General features: G+C 66.3%; 11 protein-coding genes and 1 pseudogene. 6 read left to right on the top strand and 6 right to left on the bottom strand.

Annotated elements, in window-relative coordinates; genetic code table 11:
• Window positions 1-27: 27 nt before the first annotated feature.
• From JQX13_RS38380 to JQX13_RS38355, 6 genes are all read right to left on the bottom strand, one after another.
• A complete protein-coding gene (locus tag JQX13_RS38380) occupies window positions 28-990 on the bottom strand; it encodes a hypothetical protein (RefSeq protein ID WP_203404382.1) in 963 nt (320 codons plus the stop codon).
• A complete protein-coding gene (locus tag JQX13_RS38375; protein WP_203404381.1) occupies window positions 954-1652 on the bottom strand; it encodes a glycoside hydrolase family 55 protein in 699 nt (232 codons plus the stop codon). The genes JQX13_RS38380 and JQX13_RS38375 overlap by 37 nt, the downstream gene beginning before the upstream one ends.
• Window positions 1653-1956: 304 nt before the next feature.
• A complete protein-coding gene (locus JQX13_RS38370; RefSeq protein ID WP_203404380.1) occupies window positions 1957-3138 on the bottom strand; it encodes a glycosyltransferase family 2 protein in 1182 nt (393 codons plus the stop codon).
• A gap of 174 nt (window positions 3139-3312) precedes the next feature.
• Entirely contained in the window at window positions 3313-5364 is a 2052-nt protein-coding gene (locus JQX13_RS38365) for a zinc-ribbon domain-containing protein (RefSeq protein ID WP_203404379.1), read from the bottom strand.
• A 36-nt stretch (window positions 5365-5400) separates the two neighbouring features.
• Window positions 5401-5784 carry a ComEA family DNA-binding protein gene (locus tag JQX13_RS38360; protein ID WP_203404378.1) on the bottom strand — a complete coding sequence of 128 codons (384 nt, stop codon included), beginning with the start codon at window positions 5782-5784 and terminating at the stop codon, window positions 5401-5403.
• A 3-nt stretch (window positions 5785-5787) separates the two neighbouring features.
• A complete protein-coding gene (locus JQX13_RS38355; RefSeq protein WP_203404377.1) occupies window positions 5788-7017 on the bottom strand; it encodes an aspartate kinase in 1230 nt (409 codons plus the stop codon).
• Window positions 7018-7179: 162 nt separating this feature from the next.
• Between JQX13_RS38355 and hutH the strand changes: the two genes are divergently transcribed.
• The 6 genes and pseudogenes from hutH to JQX13_RS38320 all read left to right on the top strand — a co-directional run bounded on the left by hutH (window position 7180) and on the right by JQX13_RS38320 (window position 19471).
• On the top strand, window positions 7180-8706 hold the full coding sequence (gene hutH / locus JQX13_RS38350) for a histidine ammonia-lyase (protein WP_203404376.1): 1527 nt from the start codon (window positions 7180-7182) through the stop codon (window positions 8704-8706).
• Window positions 8707-9024: 318 nt separating this feature from the next.
• The gene (locus JQX13_RS38345) at window positions 9025-9933 is read left to right on the top strand and encodes a hypothetical protein (protein WP_239014105.1); all 909 of its coding nucleotides are present in this window, start codon (window positions 9025-9027) and stop codon (window positions 9931-9933) included.
• On the top strand, window positions 9930-14357 hold the full coding sequence (locus JQX13_RS38340; RefSeq protein ID WP_203404375.1) for a M15 family metallopeptidase: 4428 nt from the start codon (window positions 9930-9932) through the stop codon (window positions 14355-14357). The genes JQX13_RS38345 and JQX13_RS38340 overlap by 4 nt, the downstream gene beginning before the upstream one ends.
• Before the next feature lie 26 nt (window positions 14358-14383).
• Window positions 14384-16351 carry a glycoside hydrolase family protein gene (locus JQX13_RS38335; RefSeq protein WP_203404374.1) on the top strand — a complete coding sequence of 656 codons (1968 nt, stop codon included), beginning with the start codon at window positions 14384-14386 and terminating at the stop codon, window positions 16349-16351.
• A 226-nt stretch (window positions 16352-16577) separates the two neighbouring features.
• Window positions 16578-17736: pseudogene (locus JQX13_RS56590) on the top strand (IS701 family transposase); the annotation flags it as partial.
• A 304-nt stretch (window positions 17737-18040) separates the two neighbouring features.
• Entirely contained in the window at window positions 18041-19471 is a 1431-nt protein-coding gene (locus JQX13_RS38320; RefSeq protein ID WP_203404371.1) for a hypothetical protein, read from the top strand.
• The last annotated feature ends 80 nt before the right edge of the window (window positions 19472-19551 follow it).

The following is a 19551-nucleotide window of genomic DNA, read 5'->3' as shown; positions in this document are numbered from 1 at the left end:
GCTCGTCGCGAGGGAGGGGAAACCCTGCTACGGGGTGTATTTCGCCTTCGCGCCGCTGTAGAGCGCGCAGTTGTTGGCGTCCGGAGCATCGGACGACTTGAAGTCGCGGACATCGCTTCCACGGATGTCACGGACGTGGATGGGGTAGTTGTTGCCGGTGAGATCATCCTTCTTGTAGGAGGCGCTCAGGGAGCCCCCGTTGTTGATGATCATCGGATCGGTCCCATTCCCGTTGTTCGGGTAGAAGAAACCACCGAGGAGCTCGGCCCAACCGCCGTTGTTCACCAGCAGGCTGCCCTTGATGCCCTCCGTCTTGTAGCCGAGGATCCAGAGCGTGCTCTTGTTGTTGGTGATGTAGTCGACCTCCTCGCCCCCGTGGAACTCGACGTTCAGCTGGCGTGCCCAGACGCGCTGGGGCGTCTGGATGTTGAACGGTGCGGGGCCGATGGTGTCCTCGAGGTAGAGATTGCCCGTACCCTTGGCGGTGTTGCCATAGGCTCCATTGATATCGGTATTGGTGATGACGAGCGTCTTGGCGCTGTTGTGCTGCACGTCCCCTCCCAGACGCAGGTTCTGCAGGATCGTGAAGTCCGGCGCTCCACCGTCGAAGCGGATCAGGGGCGCACCCGCGGGGAAGCCCTCCTTCTTGCTGATGCTGGCGGAAAGGCCCATCACCTTCTGGACCGAGCCCCTCACCACGATGGTGTTCGACACCTCGTAGGAACCCTGCGGCAGGTAGACGATGGGCTTGCCCTGGTCGATGGCATCCTGGATGCCTTTCAGATCGTCATCCTTGCTGTCGGAAGGAGTGGCCTTCCAGGACACGACGTTGACCCACTTCGAGAAGTCCGTCGTGTTGAACTCCGGCGTCTCGCGCACGGGGAGCTGGATCGCTCCCGAGATGGCGTCCGAGAACATCTTGTGTGCCCCGAAGGACATGTACTCGGACACCGTCACCGTGGAGCTGCCGCCAGCGACATCCCAGGCCACTGGCGGTCCATCTTGATGCCCGTATGCCCGACACGGCCGGAGTCGACGGGCTTGACGGTGACGTTGTAGATGCCGCCCCGGTTGTTCACCAGGTAGTCGATTCCCACGGCACCGGGATTGCCACTGCCGATCTCGACCGTGAGGTTGCGGATGTAGTGGCGGAAGGCCTCGTTGCCCTCACTCTCGGGGAAGGTCGCGGAAAACCCGTTCTGCTCCGAGCCCGTCAGGATGACCGCCTTCGGAGTCGAGGCCGACGTGTAGCCAGGAGCCGCGGCAGGCAGGGACAGGATGGTTCCCGCCTGGCTTTCCCCCTGCAGGTAGAGCCCCGCGCGGAAGCCGTGCCAGTACTTCGTATTGGCGATGCGGCTCTCGAGGGTATCGGTGATCTTGTAGGTGCCGTTCGGGATGTAGACGATGCGGAGCGCGCCATACCGGCCGTTATGATCGATCGCGGCACTGATCGCGGCCTGGAAGGCTTGCGTGTCGTCCGTGACACCGTCTCCCCTGGCTCCGAAATCACGCACGTTCCAGACGGGCGCGTCGGACGGGAACTTCACCTCCGTGACCGCCGCCGCCAGGGTCTCCGGCGTCAGGGAGGGCTCGGACTCCTCGGGACTGGCGCAGGCCGCGCCGATCCCCAGGGAGGAGAGTGAAACCAGCAAGCAAAGAGACACATGGCGGAGAAGGCGTGAGGCCTTCCGGAAGGGAGGGACGGGGGGGCGAGAGGTCATGGGGGCTTCCTCGATGTGGCTGGCGTGCGGGCCTCCCCTGCACGGTGGCCTCATTGGCAGCAGAGGAGAATGACTGGAGAATGACTGGGAAGACCCGTTTCACTGGTATGACTGTTCTGCGCCGTGTTTCAACGTCTCTTGGAATGTGATGAAGCCGCCTCATGACAGAAGGGCCCGGACTCCGCGGAGGAGTCCGGGCCCTTCGTGTTTCCTCAGCGGATGACAGCCCCGGAACCTACGAGGAGGCCCGGGCCGTGCGATCCCACGCGGCCCGCTGCGTGTTGCGCAGGAACCGCCAGAAGCCCACCACGATCGCCAGGTTCATCGTCACGAAGTAGTAGGCCACCGACGCCACCCTCCGTGCCGTCCCCTTCAGCGCTCCCCTCTTCCCGAGGTACGCCAGCGCGTAGAACAACACCTGACCGGCCAGTGCCAGCTGGTAGAAGGTGCTGTTCAGCAGGAAGAGGTTCGCCACGAAGGCCAGGGCCATCAGCGCCGGCGCGCACCAGCGCAGCAGCTTGTGGGACCAGAACGCGAACGCCGGGAAGCCAGACAGCGGCGACAACAGGCCCGGCACCATCCTCAGGCTCTGGAAGTTCCCCGCCGCGATGCGCGCCCTCCGCCCGAACTCCTTCCCGTAGTCCTCCGTCGTCTCCTCGTGCGCCACCGCCTCGGGCTCGTAGACCACCTTGTAGCCCTTCTCCAGGATGCGCAGCGGAATCACGAAGTCGTCCACGATCGTCGACGGGGGCAGCGCGTTGAACAGCGAGCGGCGGATGGCATACAGCCCTCCATTCGCCCCCACCACCGCACCCCGCTTGCCCTCGTAGAACTTGATGAGCGATTCGTACGTCCAGTACGTGCTCTCCTCGTACTCGGCCTTCGTCGGGTTGTAGAGCCGCAGCTGCCCGCACACCGCCCCCACCTCGGGGTTCTCGAAGTGCCGCACCAGCCGCTTCACCGCCTCCGGCTCGATCATCGTGTTGGCGTCCGAGAGCAACACGATGTCGCCCTTCGCCATCGGGATGCACCGGTTCAACACCGACGTCTTCCCGCCGCGCGGCGCCGCCGACAGCCTCACCCGCTCGTCCGTGCACCGCTGCACGAGCTCGTCCGTCCCGTCCGACGAGCCGTCCGAGCCGATCAGCACCTCGAAGCGCTCCGCCGGATAGTCCAGCGCCAGACTGTTGCGCAGCTTCTCCTCGATGCAGCTCGCCTCGTTGTAGGCCGCCACCACCAGGCTCACCCGGGGCAGCGCGCTCGGCTGCTCACCCAGGCGCTGGCTCTGCCCCGAGCGCATGTAGCGCACGTTGTGGAGCACCTGCGCCACGCCATCCAGGGCGAACAACACCACCGGGTACAGAAAGTACGTGTGTACCAGCAGCACCGCGGCACACCAGAACACCAGTTCCGCCATCACCCCTGCCTCCCCGACCCACGACACCCGTTCACGCGGCCACTGGGAAGCAAGGCACATACCGCCGCCCCGGACAGCGACCAGTCCTCCCGTCCGGGAGCGCAAGCGCCTGGATCAGGGCGGGAAGTGGGAAATTCTTTCACCCCGGGATGGGCAAAAATTGCCTGCCCGAAGTCAGGGCGAAGGGGTGGCCTCGAGAGAGGGAGCCAGCGGAGCGGTGGCTTCGGCCCCGGCGTCCGACGAGGCGGTGGCATCCGGATCGACGGCCGGAGGGAGCTCGACCTCGGGCGAGGGAGCCGGCGGGATTGGCTCGGGCTCGGACTCCTGTTTCGCCAGCTCCCCGGCGTACGAATGAAGCTGCTGGGCCAGCTCGTGCTTGGGGTTGAGGGTGATGACGGCGTCCAACAGCGACTGCGCGACGGCCGTCTCCTTGCGCGTCAGGGCGATGCGCGCTCCCAGCACATAGGCACGCAGGAAGGTGTTGTCCTTCTCACGCAGACGCTCCAGCGCGGCGATGGACTCCTGGATCTGGGGCTCCGTGGGCGTGGCGTAGTTGAGGACGTACTCGGCCATCGCCACCGTGCTCCAGTCCCGCAGGTCCGCCTGGGCCAGCTTCACGGCCATGCCGAGCGCCTCGCCCCCGCCCAGGATGCTGCTGAGCATGGCACTGCCCCGAAGACGAGCCAGGGCGACCTCACGGGACTCCTTCTCGGGAGCCGCTCCCAGCTGCTTCAGCACCTGCACGGCTTCCTTCGAGAGCACCTTGGCGCGCTCGTCGAGCGGGGTCAGCTCCCGCTGGGTGGCGGTCAGCTCCTCCTGCATCGTGTTGACACGGCTCTGCCAGTCGGCCGGCGACCGGGCCAGCTTGAGGCGACTGATGCGAGCCTGCAGCCGCAGCACCTTCGCCTGGAGCGTGGCCACCTGGACACGGGTGTCGTCCACATGCATGCCGAGCGCGCTCGCCACCTCCGCCAGGAGCTCGACGTTCTGGGGGTGCGCGGCCGACAGGGCCTTCAACCGGGAGAGGGCCTCTTCCTTCGAGGCCGCATCGTCCCGCCGCAGCAACACCACCGCCTCGTCCCGGGCGACCCGCACCTCGTGCGGCATGGCGTTGGACTTCGTGAGCCACGCCGGCGAGGTCAGGAACGCCGTCAGGGCGAGCACGAGCACGCCTCCCGCGATGAGCAGGTTCCGGCCCTTGCGACCCGGCTCCGGGCGCTTGCCGCGGCCTTCCTTGGGGGTGATGTCGACGGACCCATCGAGCAATGCCGGCGGCAGCTCGAGAGGCTTGGACAGGGCCTGCACCGGCCCTCCCGCCTGGGACTGCGGGTTCTCGGGAGAGGAAGCGCCCTCCGCTATCAACTCCGAGAGCGGGCGGTTCAACTGGTCGAGGATCTCGTCGGGAAGCTCGATGGGCGTCGTCGCCGCGACCCCGACCAACGGCCCTGGCTTGGGGGCCGGGGCCTCGGGGAGCCGCTCCTCGGTCGCGGCCCGAGGCATCAGCCCCGGAGGTTGCGAGAACGTCCCCGTCGCGGGCTGACCGGGCGGAGGCATCGCCGGAGCCTGTGCCCTGGGCGGAACCTCGGGCACGGCGCCGAACACCTGCGTCGTCTGGGGCGCGGGCACGGCACCGAACACCTGTGTCGTCTGGGGCGCGGGCGCCGTGGTGCCCGCCGGGGGCCTGGCAACGGGAGCCACCTGCTGCGGCATGGAGCCGAAGGGGGGCGTCGTCGCCGCGGAGGGCGGCCTGGCCCGCGGCTGCGGCACCGCGCCGAACACCTGCGTCGTCTGGGGCGCGGGTACCGCCCCCGCCGGAGGCCTGGCCGCGGGCGGAGGCTTGGGCACCGCGCCGAACACCTGCGTCGTCTGGGGCGCGGGTACCGCCCCCGCCGGAGCCGGTTGGGGCCTGGGGCCCGCCGGCCCCACGGGAGCCACCGACGGAATCCTCGGCACCGCGCCAAAGGTCTGCGTCGTCCCGATGGGATGCTGCTGCGCGGCCCCACCCGCGTCGCCATAGAGCAACGTGGAGTTCAGGCTGGGGTTCGGGCTCGGGTTGGGCGCGGTGGGACGGGGAGCCGCCGGACGAGGAGGAGGAGCCGCCGCACCCGGCGGAGCGGCGATGAAGATGTGGCTACAACGGGTGCACTGCACCGGAACACCCCCTGGCGGAAGCAACCGGGGGTCGAGCGCGTACTGCATCGAGCACTGGGGGCAGGCGATCTCCACAGGGAGTGCTTATCACACGCCTCGGGGCCCTGGCGCCTACCGTAGCTCGGTCGTCGCCTGGAGGGTCTCCAGCCGGGCGGCTCCCACTCCGGGGACGGCCGCCACCTCCGCCCAGGAGGCGAAGCGGCCCTGGTCCTCCCGGGCCCGGATGAGACGGCGAGCGAGCGAGGGCCCAATCCCGGGCACCCTCGCGAGGTCGTCCTCGGACACCGAGTTGAGGTCCAGCTTCTGCCCCAACACGAGGCGCTGCGGGGCGGAGGGGGCGGCGCCATCACCACACACCGCGATCCCGTCCACCACGCGCACCGCGCCGGGCTCACAGTCCAGCGCGGGCGCGGAGTCCGGCCAGCGGCTACGCGCCACCACACCCAGGCCCAACAGCCCGAGCGAGGCCACCGCGAGCGCGCCGGTCCGGTTCACGGCTCAGCTCGCAGCGGGAGCCTTGTCCAGGCCGAACGCCGTGTGCAGCGCCCGGACGGCCAGCTCCGTGTACTTCGAGTGGATGAGGCAGGTGACCTTGATCTCCGACGTGGAGATGAGCTGGATGTTGATGCCCTCACCCGCGAGCACCTGGAACATCTTCGCCGCCACGCCCGAGTGGTTGCGCATGCCCACACCGACGATGGAGACCTTGGCCACCTCGCCATCCGTCTCCACGCCGCCCGCATGGATCTCCTTGGCCACGCGCTCCACGGTCTCACGCGCCTTGGACAGGTCCGTCTTGCCCACCGTGAAGGACAGATCCGTGCGGCCCTCCCTGGAGGCCGTCTGGACGATCAGGTCCACCACGATGTTCTGCGCGTCGAGCGCCCCGAAGATCTTCGCGGCCACGCCCGGAGTATCCGGCACGGCGTTGATGGCGAGCTTCGCCTCGTTCTTGTCGTAGGCGATGCCGCTGACAACCACGTTCTCCATCGACTTGTCCTCCTCACACACCAGAGTGCCCGGGTCGTCCGTGAAGGAGGACTTCACCCAGAGCGGCACCTTGTACTTCATCGCGAACTCGACCGAACGGATCTGCAGGACCTTCGCACCCAGGCTGGCCAGGTCGAGCATCTCCTCATAGGAGATGCGGTCCAGCTTGCGCGCCGCGGGGCACACGTTGGGATCGGTCGTGTAGACACCGTCCACGTCCGTGTAGATCTCACAGGCGTCCGCCTTGAGCGCCGCGGCCAGCGCCACGGCCGTGGTGTCCGAACCGCCACGGCCCAGCGTGGTGACGTTGCCCTGCTCGTCCTGTCCCTGGAAACCCGCCACCACGACGATGTGTTTCTGTTTGAGCGCCTCGACGATCTTCTCGGCGTCGATGCGTTTGATACGCGCCTTGGAGAAGGTGCTGTCGGTGACGATCTGCACCTGATGACCCATGAAGCTGGTCGCCTGGCCGCCCTGCGCCTGGATGGCCATGGCCACCAGGCCGATGGACACCTGTTCGCCGGTTGCCACCACCACGTCCTGCTCGCGCTCGCTGGGCCGGTCTGTGATCTGGGAGACGAGTTTCAGCAGACGGTTGGTCTCGCCGGACATCGCGGACACCACCACCACCACGTCGTTCCCAGCGGCCTGCGCCGCGATGCAGCGGCGGGCCACGTTCTTGATTCGGTCGATGTCGCCGACCGACGTTCCGCCGTACTTCTGGACGATCAATGCCACGTTGGCTGGTTCCTCCTTGGAACGGCGCGTCACGGTAGTGAGGCGACCCCCGACTGTCAAAAGCTCCCGAACACTCTGGGGGTGGACGGGCTGCGGACCGCCGGTTGTTGGGGTATAGGGTGCGCCCGAGGAACGCCGTACCCGCTGCTTCCGGAGCCCCACATGTACCGCCCCCGACTTCTTATCGATGGAGACACCCTCCGGCTGGAGGAGATTCTGCAGGTTGCCCACAACGAGGTGACCGTGGAGCTCTCGCCCGAGGCCGAGGCCTGCGTCCGGGCCTCGCGAGAACTGGTGGACCGTGTCGCCGCCGGGGATGCCCCCGCCTACGGCATCAACACCGGCTTCGGCACCCTGGCCGAGGTGCGCATCGACAAGAAGGACCTGCGCGAGCTGCAGCGCAACCTCATCCTCTCGCACGCGGCCGGCGTGGGCACGCCCATGTCCCTGCCCGAGGCCCGCGCCCTGTTGCTGCTGCGGTGCAACGTGCTCGCCAAGGGCTTCTCCGGCATCCGCCTGGAGACGCTGAAGCTGGCCCTGGACATGCTCAACAAGGACGTGGTGCCGGTGGTGCCCGAGCGCGGCAGCGTGGGTGCCTCGGGTGACCTGGCGCCGCTGGCCCACCTGGCGCTCGTCTTCATCGGCGAGGGCGAGGCCTTCTACCAGGGGCAGCGGATGCCGGCCCGCTCGGCGCTCGAGCGCGCGGGGCTGACGCCCGTGGTGCTGGAGGCCAAGGAGGGCCTGGCGCTCGTCAACGGCACCCAGGCCATGTGCGCAGTGGGCACCCTGCTCCAGCTGCGCGCCGAGATGCTCTCGAATGTCGCGGACATCGCCGGCTCCATGACACTCGAGGGGCTGCTCGGCAGCCACAAGCCCTTCATCCCGGAGATCCAGGACGTGCGCCCCCACGAGGGCCAGAAGGCGGTCGCCGCCCACCTGCGCCGGCTGCTCGCCGGCAGCGATCTGGTGGAGACGCACGTCAACTGCAGCAAGGTGCAGGACCCCTACTCCCTGCGCTGCATGCCCCAGGTACATGGCGCGGCGCGCGAGGGGCTCGCCTTCGCCCGGCGCATCCTCGAGGTCGAGGTCAACAGCGCCACGGACAACCCGCTCGTCTTCGTGGAGAGCGGGAAGATCGTCTCGGGCGGCAACTTCCACGGCCAGCCCATCTCGCTGGCCATGGACGTGGCGGCGATGGCGCTCACCCAGCTGTCCGCCATCAGCGAGCGCCGCGTGGAGCAGCTCGTCAACCCGTCGCTGTCCAACCTGCCCCCGTTCCTCGCGAAGAACTCGGGCCTCAACTCGGGCTTCATGATCGCCCAGGTGACCAGCGCGGCCCTCGTCGCCGAGTCCCGCGTGCTGTGCCACCCCGCCTCGGTGGACTCGATTCCCTCCTCGGCCGGCCGCGAGGACCACGTGTCCATGGGCATGACGGCGGCCCTCAAGGGTCGCCAGGTGGCGGACTTCACCCGCACGTGCCTCGCCATTGAAATCCTGGTGGCGAGCCAGGCGCTGGACTACCGGCTGCCGGTGAAGGCCGGCCGCGGGCCTCGCGCCGCGCACGAGCTGGTGCGCAGCCGCGTGCCCACCATGGAGAAGGACCGGGAGATCCACCGCGACATCGAGGCCGTCAGCCAGCTCATCGACTCCGGCGAGTTGATGCGCGTGGTGCGCGGCGCCACGGCGTAGGTGTAGCCCTCCACGGGCGCGAGCCACCCACCGCGCCCCTGGAGCCCGCAGGACAGGCGAGCAGGCGCCGGCTCGGAACCGAGGGGAGAATCCCCGGCCGAGCCCCTCGCATGGAAACCACGACACGCCGTTCGTGCTGACCCACGCCCCATCCAAGGGGGTGCTCGAGGTACGCGGACGTATGCCGTGGCCCCACCTTCCCCAACCGAATTTCCGCGTGCGACCCTCGTCATTCGGGGGAAAGCTCCCCCTGTCGTCATGCACGCGGCCCCCGGGGTCCAACCCCCCCCCCACATGGATTCAGAAAGGCGATTCGCGATGTCCTCTGGCAACGATCGTGCTCCTCGCGTCTCCACCGCTGGGCGGTGGACCCTCTCGACCGTATGCGCCCTGGTGGTGCTCGGAGCACCCGCCCAGGGACGCGCGGACGAGGTGCCGCTCTGCGACTCGAACTGGGACAGCCGGAGCCTCGGCATCGAGATCGGCGAGCGCAAGAACGACGGCAAACCCTTGCAGCCATACGATCCCGCGAATCCGATGGCGCCCTATGATCTGCCCGGGGATCGCTACCTCTTCGGCCAGAAAGGCAAGGTCTACCGGACGATCGGCAAGTTCACCGACAAGAAGGAAGGCGAGGAGGCGCTGAGGAAGGTGGAGACCGAGATGACCCACCTCTACACGAACGCGTATCCCCCCTTCCTCACGAGTCCCGGCGCGTATCTGGTGACCGAATCACCCACCTGCAAAATCGACCGGAAGAATCCCGTCATCGATCCCTCCTCGTGGATTCTGGAGAAGAACGGCGTGCTGCTGGTGGCGACGGACGCGGGTTGCACCCGCGGTCAACACACCAAGAAGATCACCGTGGTGTCGTGCGATGGGATGAAGAACCTGGTGACCGACTCCATCACCGCCCCCTGCGAAGCCAACCGCATCACGACCTGCATCCATCCCGTCGCGCCGGGCGTCTTCGCGTTCGAGCACTACTATTCGCAACCAGGATCGGGGACCGAAGTACGCCTGCGGGTCTATGACGTCCGCAAGAAGAAGCGGCTCCAGTCCATCGACAGGAGCAATGACGAGGGGCCTGATACCGAGCTGATGAACGTCTCGGATGTCGACAAGGATGGCGTCCCCGAGATCGTGTTCAGCATCGCGGGCTCCGGTAAACAGACGTCGATGCTCAAGTGGACCAAGGGCAGGTTCGTCGAGGCCAAATCCCCGTGAGCTATAGCCATCAAGAGCCGAAGTACGTCTGTCACACCAAGGATGACGTCAGGAAGATCTACGGTCCTCCGCAGATCCAAGACGCGTTCGAAGGCGACAGCACCGGCAGCAGGTTCGACAAGACATCAAGGGTTCTCGAGAACCCTGTCCTCGACAGCTTCAGGAAGAACCACATCGTTCCGGTGAAGCTGCCAGGCATTGGCCCGCAGAAGACCGGGACGATGACCGTGGAGATCAACCGCAAGCTGGAGCACCTCCTCCTGGCTGCGTTCGAGAAGATCAAGGCCGAGAACCTGCCCTACATCATCCACGTGGTCGGGGGGTATTACTTTCGTTACAAGCAGAACGACAGCGTCAAGGCCGCCATCGCGAACCGCCCTGAATACGCGGAGCTGAGAAAGCAAAGCGACTTCTGGCCCAACTGGAACATCCGCTGCGCCGAGGAAGATCGCAGGCGTGGCACCTTCGAGGACAGAATCCCCTACGGGAAAGGCACCTCCGCCAAGAAGGACCTGCTCTCCAACCACTCCTGGGGCAGTGCGATCGACATCAACTGGGACACGAATCCCTTCAAAGCGGGTCAACCGTTCGACATGCCCCGGAGGATCGTGGAGATCCTCGCGAGCCACGGGTTTCACTGGGGCGGCTACTACCACGACTACATGCACTTCGAGTACCTGCGCGACACCATCGAGGGACTCCCCGATGAGGATCCGCCGCAGGTGTTCTTCCCGTTCAGCGCGGACCAGAAGCGCGAATCACCGCTCAAGTACTACGTCCGCAACGAGCGCGGGACCGGTGGTTATTTCCCGCTGGGGCTCCAGCAGAACCTGCACGGCGGTGTGCACCTGGAGCCGGAGCCCTCATCGGAAGCCAGGGTTCCGGTCCAGGCGGCCATGCCAGGGTACATCGTGGCCGCGAGGCTCATGGCTCCAGGAACGGGCGGAGACAATCCCGACGTCCGCGACGTGACGGAGGGACGCCATCTGGGCTTCGTCCTCCTCCGGCACGAGCTCGTGGAGAAGGCGGAGGGGGGTGGCAACTCCGAGACGGTCCATCCGCTCTACAGCCTCTCCATGCACCTCGCGTCCCCGTGGGAGCCGAACAGCCAGGGGTTCGAGAAGGTGCCCTGGGTGGCGTCGCTCCTGAAGATGCAGTTCGGCGGGGTGGTCAACCTCGACCCGAACAGCGACGACGTCGGCAAGACCTTCTGGTCCCAGGAGCCACTGAACCCGGAGGCGACCACATTCAAGGTGCATGATCGCACCTCGCCCCTGCCCGCCCGGAGCGAAGAGCGCGTCCTGGCGCTGAGCAAGCCCAGCCCCGAGGACGTCAGCCAGGCCATCCAGGCCCTGAAGGAGGGGGCCATCGTCACCTTTGATCGCGCGCTCTTTCCCGTGGCCGCGGGTGAGACGATCGGCTTCGTCGCCAAAGGCCTCCCCTTCTCCGAGGCAGTCGACCCGCAGCATCTACCGAGGTACCTGCACTGGGAGCTGTTCTCCCCCGGCGGCGAGGGGGGCGGAATCCAGTTCCTCCAGAACAAGGCAGGGGATTTGAATGGCCTGTTCAAATCGGTCCATGAAGAGCGGGAGAACAACTTCCTGGACATGCCCTCCTCGCGGGACGAGAAGGCCCCCAACGAAATCCAGCAAATGCTCGGGGATGCCGGGGGGAAGATCGTCGAAAGCCTGACGACGGACGGGTATGGCCGCGTGGTGTCGCGGTATTTCAACGACGGCAATACGTTCTTCTCGAGTGAGGGCAACGCGGCCGTGCCCTTCACCTATCCCCTCGATATCACCCTCAAGAACGAGCACCAGTACAAGGGGGAGGCCGGGGGGAAGTGCATCCTCGAGGTGAGCTACACGAAGGCGGGTGCCCCTCTCAAATCCGAGCGCATCCAGCTCCATCCGGACCAGGGAAAGGTCACGCTGAACGTGCCCGCGGAGGCGGACGCGCTCTCGCTCTGGTCTCCCCACTTCTTCCTCGACAAGGTGCCCCTGGCGTCGGGTGAGAACCCACGTCCGAAGCGGCTCGAGAGCCGCGCGCAGCTCTTCAAGACGGCCGCGTCTCATCGCTGGCGCAACCTCGTGCTGGACCACGTGAACGAGTGGACGCCAAAGGGTCTCGAGGCCCAGCTCGATGCCCGCGGAAAAGCCGGCCACCTCGAAGCGCTCGTGGATACCAGCGATGAGGTGGCCTTCGCCGCGTTCAAGAAGAACCTCCGGCCACTGAGCTGGTGGGCCCGCAGAAAAGACGAGAACGACCTGTTCGGAGAGGTCCCGGTACTCGGCGCTGAAGCCGAGGAGAAGAGCATCTTCGGCGCGGGCGACCACCTGCTGCCCGAGGATGCCCGCCTCGTCAACATGCACCCGGTCACGACGCTGTGGCTCATCGACATCCTGCTCGAGAAGGAAGCCATTGCGTTCAAGAAGTCGTGGCCACCTGGCACGCTCAAGCGCGGTGACAGCACCCAGAAGCCGATGTTCTTTGGTCTGCTCTGGAAGGAACCGGAGCCACGGGTGGGGATGGAGCTGATGGCCGTGTTGGTGCAGCACGGATACGGTTCGACCGACGGCACGAACGGTACCGATGTGCGCTTCCTCGCCACCGCGAAAGATGGGGCGGGCGCGGCCCAAGCACCACGGGTGTTCAGCCGCACACCGTATACCGACGGCGTCGCCATGGGGCGCTCCCGCTTCCCCTTCTGGGGCAGCTGGGAAATGCACGCCACCAACGGGAACGAGCAACGTTTCGAGCCACTCACCACCGGGGCCTCGGCACTCGAGGTCCCCAAGCCCGAGCTCGCCGGACAGACCTTCGCGCTCGGCACGGGAGGGACCGCCAAGACGACTGACGGCAAGGTCCGCCCCCTCTCCACTGGAACCTTCGTCTGCCGCACGAACTGGCCCGTCGCCCTCGCCGGCTACATCGTCTTCGAACACTGGCGGGCCCCCAAGGGTCAGAAGCCCAACCTGGACGAAGCGCCAACACCCGGCGAGCTCGCGCTCCCGATCCTCGCGAACAGGCCTCCTGACGAGAAGGTGGTTGGAGGCCTCAAGTACAGGCGGGACTTCATCGTTGGGAAGGAGAAGGCGAAGAGCAACCCGCAGATCACCCCCGACTTCTCCTTCAAGAATTTCGTGAGCCATCCGCGCTTCGGGCCGGTCTTCACGCGCGATGTCGCGGAGTTCCGCCTCTCCGTTCCCCTGGCACAACGCCTCCAGGAGCTTCGAAATGCGTGCCGGCCGAAGAACCGCAATGAGAAGGACATTCCCCTCGCGGTGAAGAGACTCGAACGAAACGGTCTATCCCTCCTCGTCGTCCCCGCCTCGGGCACCAGCGCGGATCTCGATGCGCTCGAGAAAAAGCTGCAACTGCTTCCCGCCGCCGAGTACTTCCAGGCCGGGCGGGACGACACGGAATCGGCGATCGTGCTCACCTACGAGCCGCCGCCCTCCACCGGTCCGCTCGGCTTCGAGTTCGACCCGGGTCCCGCGCTGGGGCTCATCGCCGAGGAGGTGCTCTCCGCCGAAGGAGAGACGCTTCACGTACGCCCCCGCTTCATCGCCCCGAACGGCGGGCACCTGGTCCTGGCCGGCAAGGACTCTCCCTTGGGAGACACGACGAAGCTGATCGCCGCCTCGGCCGAGGACATCAAGGCCGCCTGTGGCAATGACTTCCTCGAGGTCGTCGCGGACAAGCTCCTGCCTCCCGTGGCCCGGTTCGAGTTCGACGAGATCGAGGTCTCGATGGGACTCGGCAAGGTCCACACGAAGGTACGCCTCCATGGAGACATCAACCAATGGAGGGCCGCCAGCCCCGTCATCAAGCTCGAAGTGGGCGGAGAGACGTTCCGTCAAGGCACCCTCGCGGGCTCGTCCCTCGTCACGGATTGGGATCTGTTCAAGGACAAGAAGGGCAGACCCCTCCCGGGTCGTTGGGGCGGAACGCTCAAGTTCTCGGCCGAGCTCTCCCAGCCCGGGAAGGTGGCGACTCCTCCGCCTCCGCTTCCGCCTCGGGAGTTCACGATCAAGCCGAGCCTCGATGACTTCACGATCGAGGTCGGACCCAAGCAACTCCGGTTCCTGGGCAAGGCCAGCTACATGCCCACGGACATCGCCCTCCACGTCACGTGCGAGAAGTTGGATGACGCGGGCCAGTGGCAGGAGGACGTGAGAATCACCGAGTTGATTCGCTACAAGGTCCCGCTCAAGAGCGACCCCTCGCATTACGGACACTGCTCGGAGACGGGTACATTCGAGGCCAACCTCCTCAAGGAGCGGTTGAAGAAGACCCCGGGGACCTACCGCTTCACCTGGAGCCCCAAGGGGACGAAGACGGGCAACACGGTTGATGTCCGTGGCATTGCCGTCGAAGTGAAGTCCGCTCCTGAAATCAAATCCGAGGATCTGGGCTCCTAGCCTCGACGCACAACAGCTCTTGAACCATGTCCACGCCAAGCAATAGCCAGAGCGCAGCACAGAGCGAAGCTCAAGCCCAAGAAGCCCGGAAGAAGACCGAGAGCACCAACCTGAGCGCGGGCTACCGGGCCTCGCTCGAGTTCGTGCTCGTTCCGCGAACGTCGATCACGTTCGATCCGCCGGGCGCGTGGTCCATCGGGCATCCGATGACCCTCCTCATCGACTTCCCCATCAGGGGCTCGAGCAAGAACTTCCGCCCGGGTGACTTGAAGTGTGGACTCACCTGGCTGGTGGACCACGGGGACAAGACCTTGTCGTATCCCGTGGAGGGCGCGGTGGTGATGAAGATCGCGTCGAACGGAAGGTTCGAGGTCAAGGTCGACGGCAAGGATCCCACCGTCGACCTGATCGCCCAACGGCTGATCGGCAAGGGGAAGTTGGGTTTCTCCATCACGCCGGACTTCCCCCATGCCGAGGCCGCCATCTTCAAACCGGCCATCGAGTTCGATAACACCTGTGAAATCAAGGTGCAGAAGCCGCAGCAGCTCCTGCTCGGCGAGCGCGTGACCTTCACCCCCGAATTCGCGGCGGTCTTCGGCTGGGCGGATCTCGAGCTCCGGGTGATCGAGCTCGATGAAGGTTCGACCGAGATCGCCGCCGAAAATCCCAGGAGCGCCTTTTCGTATCGATGGAACTCTGGCCTCTCCTTCATGAACTTCAGCCGAAGCTGGGCGATCGGCTTCACGGACGACAGCTGCCACCAGCTGGCGGATGTGGGGGAAGAGGAGGCTGGAAGCTACGAGTTCGGCTGGCAGCTCTGGGGGACGAGGAGCGGTGGCCAACCCACCTTGCTGAAGGAAGAGAAGAACTTCCTCATCGTGCCCAGGCCCAAGCTCGAAGCCTTCAAGATCGAATACGACCCGTCCATCGAAGGGACATGGGAGGTGAGCGGGAAGATCTCGGGAGTGTCTCCGCGCGCGGAGCTCCGGCTCGACATCGCGCTGGTGGAGCCACATGCACCGGGTCCGGTTCCCTTGAACCCTCACGCCACGGCCATTCGGCTCCCCCTGGGCGCGGATGGCATCTTCGAGGGCTACCTGGGAGAACGGCACTGGCTCCCCAAGCGGCTGGAGGCAGGCGCCCTCCCCCTCGCACCGGCCTACGCGATCCTCTCGCTCCCGGCCGCGGCTCGTGACGGCAAGCCCGGTCCGATCCTCCCCTATCTCGACTTCGACGACACCAAATTCTCCCTCGTCAAGGGGCAGGCGCTCACCTGGGATGTGGACGCGGATTGGATCTGCTCGATGGAGGGCGTGTCGACACAGCAGCGGCCTCCCCGGCCCAAGCGGCGTAAATCCGGCATCAACACGATCCCGGCACCGCCTCCCGAGGCCGGCGATCAGAAGACGCCGCTCACCTTCGACGACATGTGGAACGACCTCACCTCCTGGGAAGGTGTCGTTGCGTACATGTACCTGGACACCGAGGGGAACGTGACGGTGGGCGCGGGCAACCTGGTTCGCACGGAGGAAGACGCCAAGAAGCTGCCCCTCCAGAACATGGACGCGGGCAGGGCCGCGACGCCGGAGGAGATCGTGACGGCCTTCAGAGCGGTCAAGGCCATGCGCCCCAAGATGAGGGCCACGGAGTATGCGATGCGGCCGACCATCGCCCTCACCGACCAGGACATTCGCGCGCTCCTGAAGAAGCGGCTCGACACCGAGTTCATCCCCCGGATCAGGGACGTCGTGTTCAAACCCGACTTCGACACCTATCCCCGCTGCGTCCGTCGTGCCCTTCTCGACATGGTCTACAACGTCGGCATCGGAGCGTTTCCGAACGGTTTCCCCAAGCTCACCGAGTCCGTCCGGGCCAGGAAGTGGGCCGTTGCCGCCGAGCAGTGTCGCATCAAGACGGGCCACGAGACGCGAAACGAGTGGCGGAAGGCGCTCTACCAGTACGCGAGCGTCATCGATCCGCCCAAGCGTTCCTAGTACTACAGTGGGACTTCTAAAACGGCATGAGGGAGGACCCGCGCACTGCACTGCATGGACCTCTCCTCTGTTAGGGTAACGGCGCCAGCTCGGCGCGCAACTTCCCAGGTCAACCCGACGACACTACCTGACCGGAGGGCAGCCAGGGGTCAGGACGTTGGGAGTGACTGCGGAGGTGGAACGGTTGAACCCAATGGGAGAAGTAGCATTCCCAAAGGGGGAAGCCATGCTCGCCACTGCCGCGTACGACGAGAGGGAGGTCCACATCATCCAGAAGCTCACCGCCGCGTGGGAGGAGGTGTTGACCTGGCTCAAGCGCCACTTCTGTCGTCCGGAGACACAGCGCTCCGCCGAGGCTTTCGTGCGGGCGCTGCTCTCGCGTGCCGAGCGCAAGAATGCCTGGGGTTTGGCGGAAGAAGCGGGCAGGTACAACCCCTACGCCTTCCAGCACCTGCTGCTCGGGGCCCGGTGGGATGCGGACGCAGTGCGCGATGACGTGCTGGCCTATGCACGCCAGCAGTTGGGCGAGGGAGGCGAGCTGGTGTTGGACGAAACGGGTTTTCTCAAGAAGGGGAACAAGTCGGCGGGAGTGGCGCGCCAGTATTCGGGGACAGCGGGTCGGATTGAGAATTGTCAGGTGGGCGTCTTCCTGGCCTATGTGACGCCTCGCGGGCATACCCTGATTGATAGGGAATTGTATCTCCCCAGGAGTGGACGCAAGACAGGGACAGATGTCGCCAGGCTGGGATTGAGGACACGGTGGCCTTTCTTACCAAGCCGGAGCTGGCCCGTGTCATGCTCGAGCGCACTTTCAATGCGGGACTGAAGCCTTCCTGGGTACTCGGTGACGAGGTGTATGGCCGGGACGGGACGCTACGGCACTTTCTGGAGCAGCGGCACCAGCGCTACGTATTGGCGGTGGCTTCCAATACCTACGTGTGGCGGGGAATGGCTCAGGTAACGGCCGGTGAGGTGCTGCGAGAGGTGAAGCCGAGGGACTGGACAGTCCTGTCCGCTGGGAAGGGAGCCAAGGGTCCCCGTCTGTATGAATGGGCTCGTGTGCAAGTCAATTCGCACACGGGAACCCTGGCGCGGTGGCTGTTGTTTCGCCGGAGCCTGACGAATGCCACCGAGGTAGCGCACTATCTGGTCCATGCGTCAGCCAACACCTCGCTGGAGGCGATGGTGAAGGCTGCTGGGAGTCGCTGGACAGTGGAGGAATGCTTCGAGTCGGCCAAGGGCGAGGTGGGCCTGGACGAATACGAAGTGCGCAGTTACGCGGGGTGGTATCGCCATATGACATTGTGCATGGTGGCGCATGCGTTCCTGGCGGCTTCTCGGGTACTGGCCAACAACGAGGAGGAAGCCGTACTGCTCCCAAAAGCACTGGGCCCGATGCGTCGCCCTCGCCGGATGCTCCGGTTTCGTCGGCGCCAGGGCCTGGCCTCATCCGCTTCTCCATCCAGGAAGTCCGGCGGCTGCTGCTGAACATTGTCTGGGTGATACGGCCGGCCCTGGAGTTTGTCCTACACTGGAGCCGCTGGCGACGCCGCCATCAGGCCATCGCCAAGCTCTGCCATTACCGACGCAGAGACCCGGACCTCAAAGTCCCACTGTAGTACTAGGGGGAGAGGGAGCATGCGCAACCCACTCAGGAAGAGATGAGCCTGCCTGGACGTCCTCAGGCAGGTGTCTTTCCTTCGCATCCCCTCCTGGCTGCTCCTGGTCCTCGCCTGCCTGCTCTGGTTCGCGGCGCTCGGCTTCGTGGCGCTCTGGCCCCAGCACCCCACCGGTGCGCGTCAGCTCCGCTGGAAGGATGCGGCCGGCCAGCCCCTCGCCTCGGCGCCCTCCAGCTGTGGCCGGGACACGCGCTTTCCCCTCCTCGCCCAGCAGAACCGTGTGTGGGTCCCCTGCCCGGCCGCGCCGGACCTTCCAGGAGGGGGCATCGCCCTGCTCCAGCCCACGCGTGGGGAGGCCCGCCTCCTGGCTCCCATGCCGGAGCAGATAGCACTCGAACGCGTGGAGGGCCTGCTTCCAGGCACGGGCGGTCTCGTGGGTCTCGTCTACCGGGCAAGCACTCGATCGTCGTCTCCAGGCGGCGTGGTCGATGTGCTCGTGGCGGCCGTGATGGACGAGGAGGGCTGGCAGGTTCCTCCCGAGCGCCTTCCGGGCGGCGCCGGCAGTCGCCTGTTGGGTCTGGGATGGTCGGGCCACCGGCTGGAGGTGGCGCTCGCGCCAGCACGAGGCGAGGACACCCGGGCCGAGGCCGCGGATGCGGTCCTGGTGAGGGTGGGCGACACGGAGCTCCCCCTCACCATCACGCGTGAGGAGATGTGTCTGTACCTCCCGGACTGCATCGTGCGCGCGGCGTACCGCGCCGCTCAGGCTGGATGGAGATTCCTCCTCGAGGATGGTGGGGCCCTCCGCGAGGTGAAGGATAGCGGGGCCAGCGTGATGGAAGGACAGTCCCTCCAGGTCCTGGCCGGACTCGACCTGCGCGTGGCCGGGCGCCTGCGGCCCGCGAGCATCCCCGCCACCCATCGGCTCGAACCGGACGGCAGCATCCTCCCCTCGGAGCCACCGCCTTCCGGGCTGCGCCCACTGCCCTCGCCATCGGTGGCCGAGGGCTCCCGGCTCGTGCCCCTGTCGCGCTCGCGGCCGGAACAGGGCCCGGGCGTCATCCACGAATGGGAGGACCAGCGTTGGTATACGGCCTTCGGATCGGATGGCTCCCTGCGAGTGGGAGAAGGCTCCCGTCCGCTGGCCGCCGTCGCGCTCCTCGATGGCCCCTGCATCCACCTATCCTCCGGCTTCCTCGTTCCCTCGAGCCGGGGCCTCACGCTGCTCACCCCCGAGGGATGCCACGTGGGACTCACCGGCTCGGGACAGCGCGCCGACCCGCTGAACCTGCTCGAACACCTCGAGCGAAGCCACGTCCCCCACTCCATCCCCGCGCTGCTCTGGCTCCTGCTCGGGCTGCCCCTGCTGCTGCTCCCCGTGGGCCTGCTGCGCTGGCCTCGAGACTCCGAGCGCCGGCTCCTCGCCGGAGCGCTGCTCGCCTCCTGCTACCTGATCAGCGCCCTGCCGCTCATCCCGTGGCTGCTGCCCCTGCTGTCCTGACGGGAGCGCGACGTGGAAAAATCCACTCGCAACTGATTGCGACGGACGGCCCCCGGCTTCCGTCGCAATAAAAGACATAC

It is taken from the genome of Archangium violaceum (genome assembly GCF_016859125.1).
GTDB classification, from domain to species: domain Bacteria; phylum Myxococcota; class Myxococcia; order Myxococcales; family Myxococcaceae; genus Archangium; species Archangium violaceum_A.
The sequence above is the reverse complement of the archived record's forward strand: the minus strand, read 5'-3'. Positions and strand labels throughout refer to the sequence as shown.

Coding starts and splice junctions, on each gene's coding strand:
- JQX13_RS38335 (WP_203404374.1), top strand. CDS start 14,384: ATGTCCACGCCAAGCAATAGCCAGAGCGCAGCACAGAGCGAAGCTCAA.
- JQX13_RS38370 (WP_203404380.1), bottom strand. CDS start 3,138: ATGGCGGAACTGGTGTTCTGGTGTGCCGCGGTGCTGCTGGTACACACG.
- hutH (WP_203404376.1), top strand. CDS start 7,180: ATGTACCGCCCCCGACTTCTTATCGATGGAGACACCCTCCGGCTGGAG.
- JQX13_RS38345 (WP_239014105.1), top strand. CDS start 9,025: ATGTCCTCTGGCAACGATCGTGCTCCTCGCGTCTCCACCGCTGGGCGG.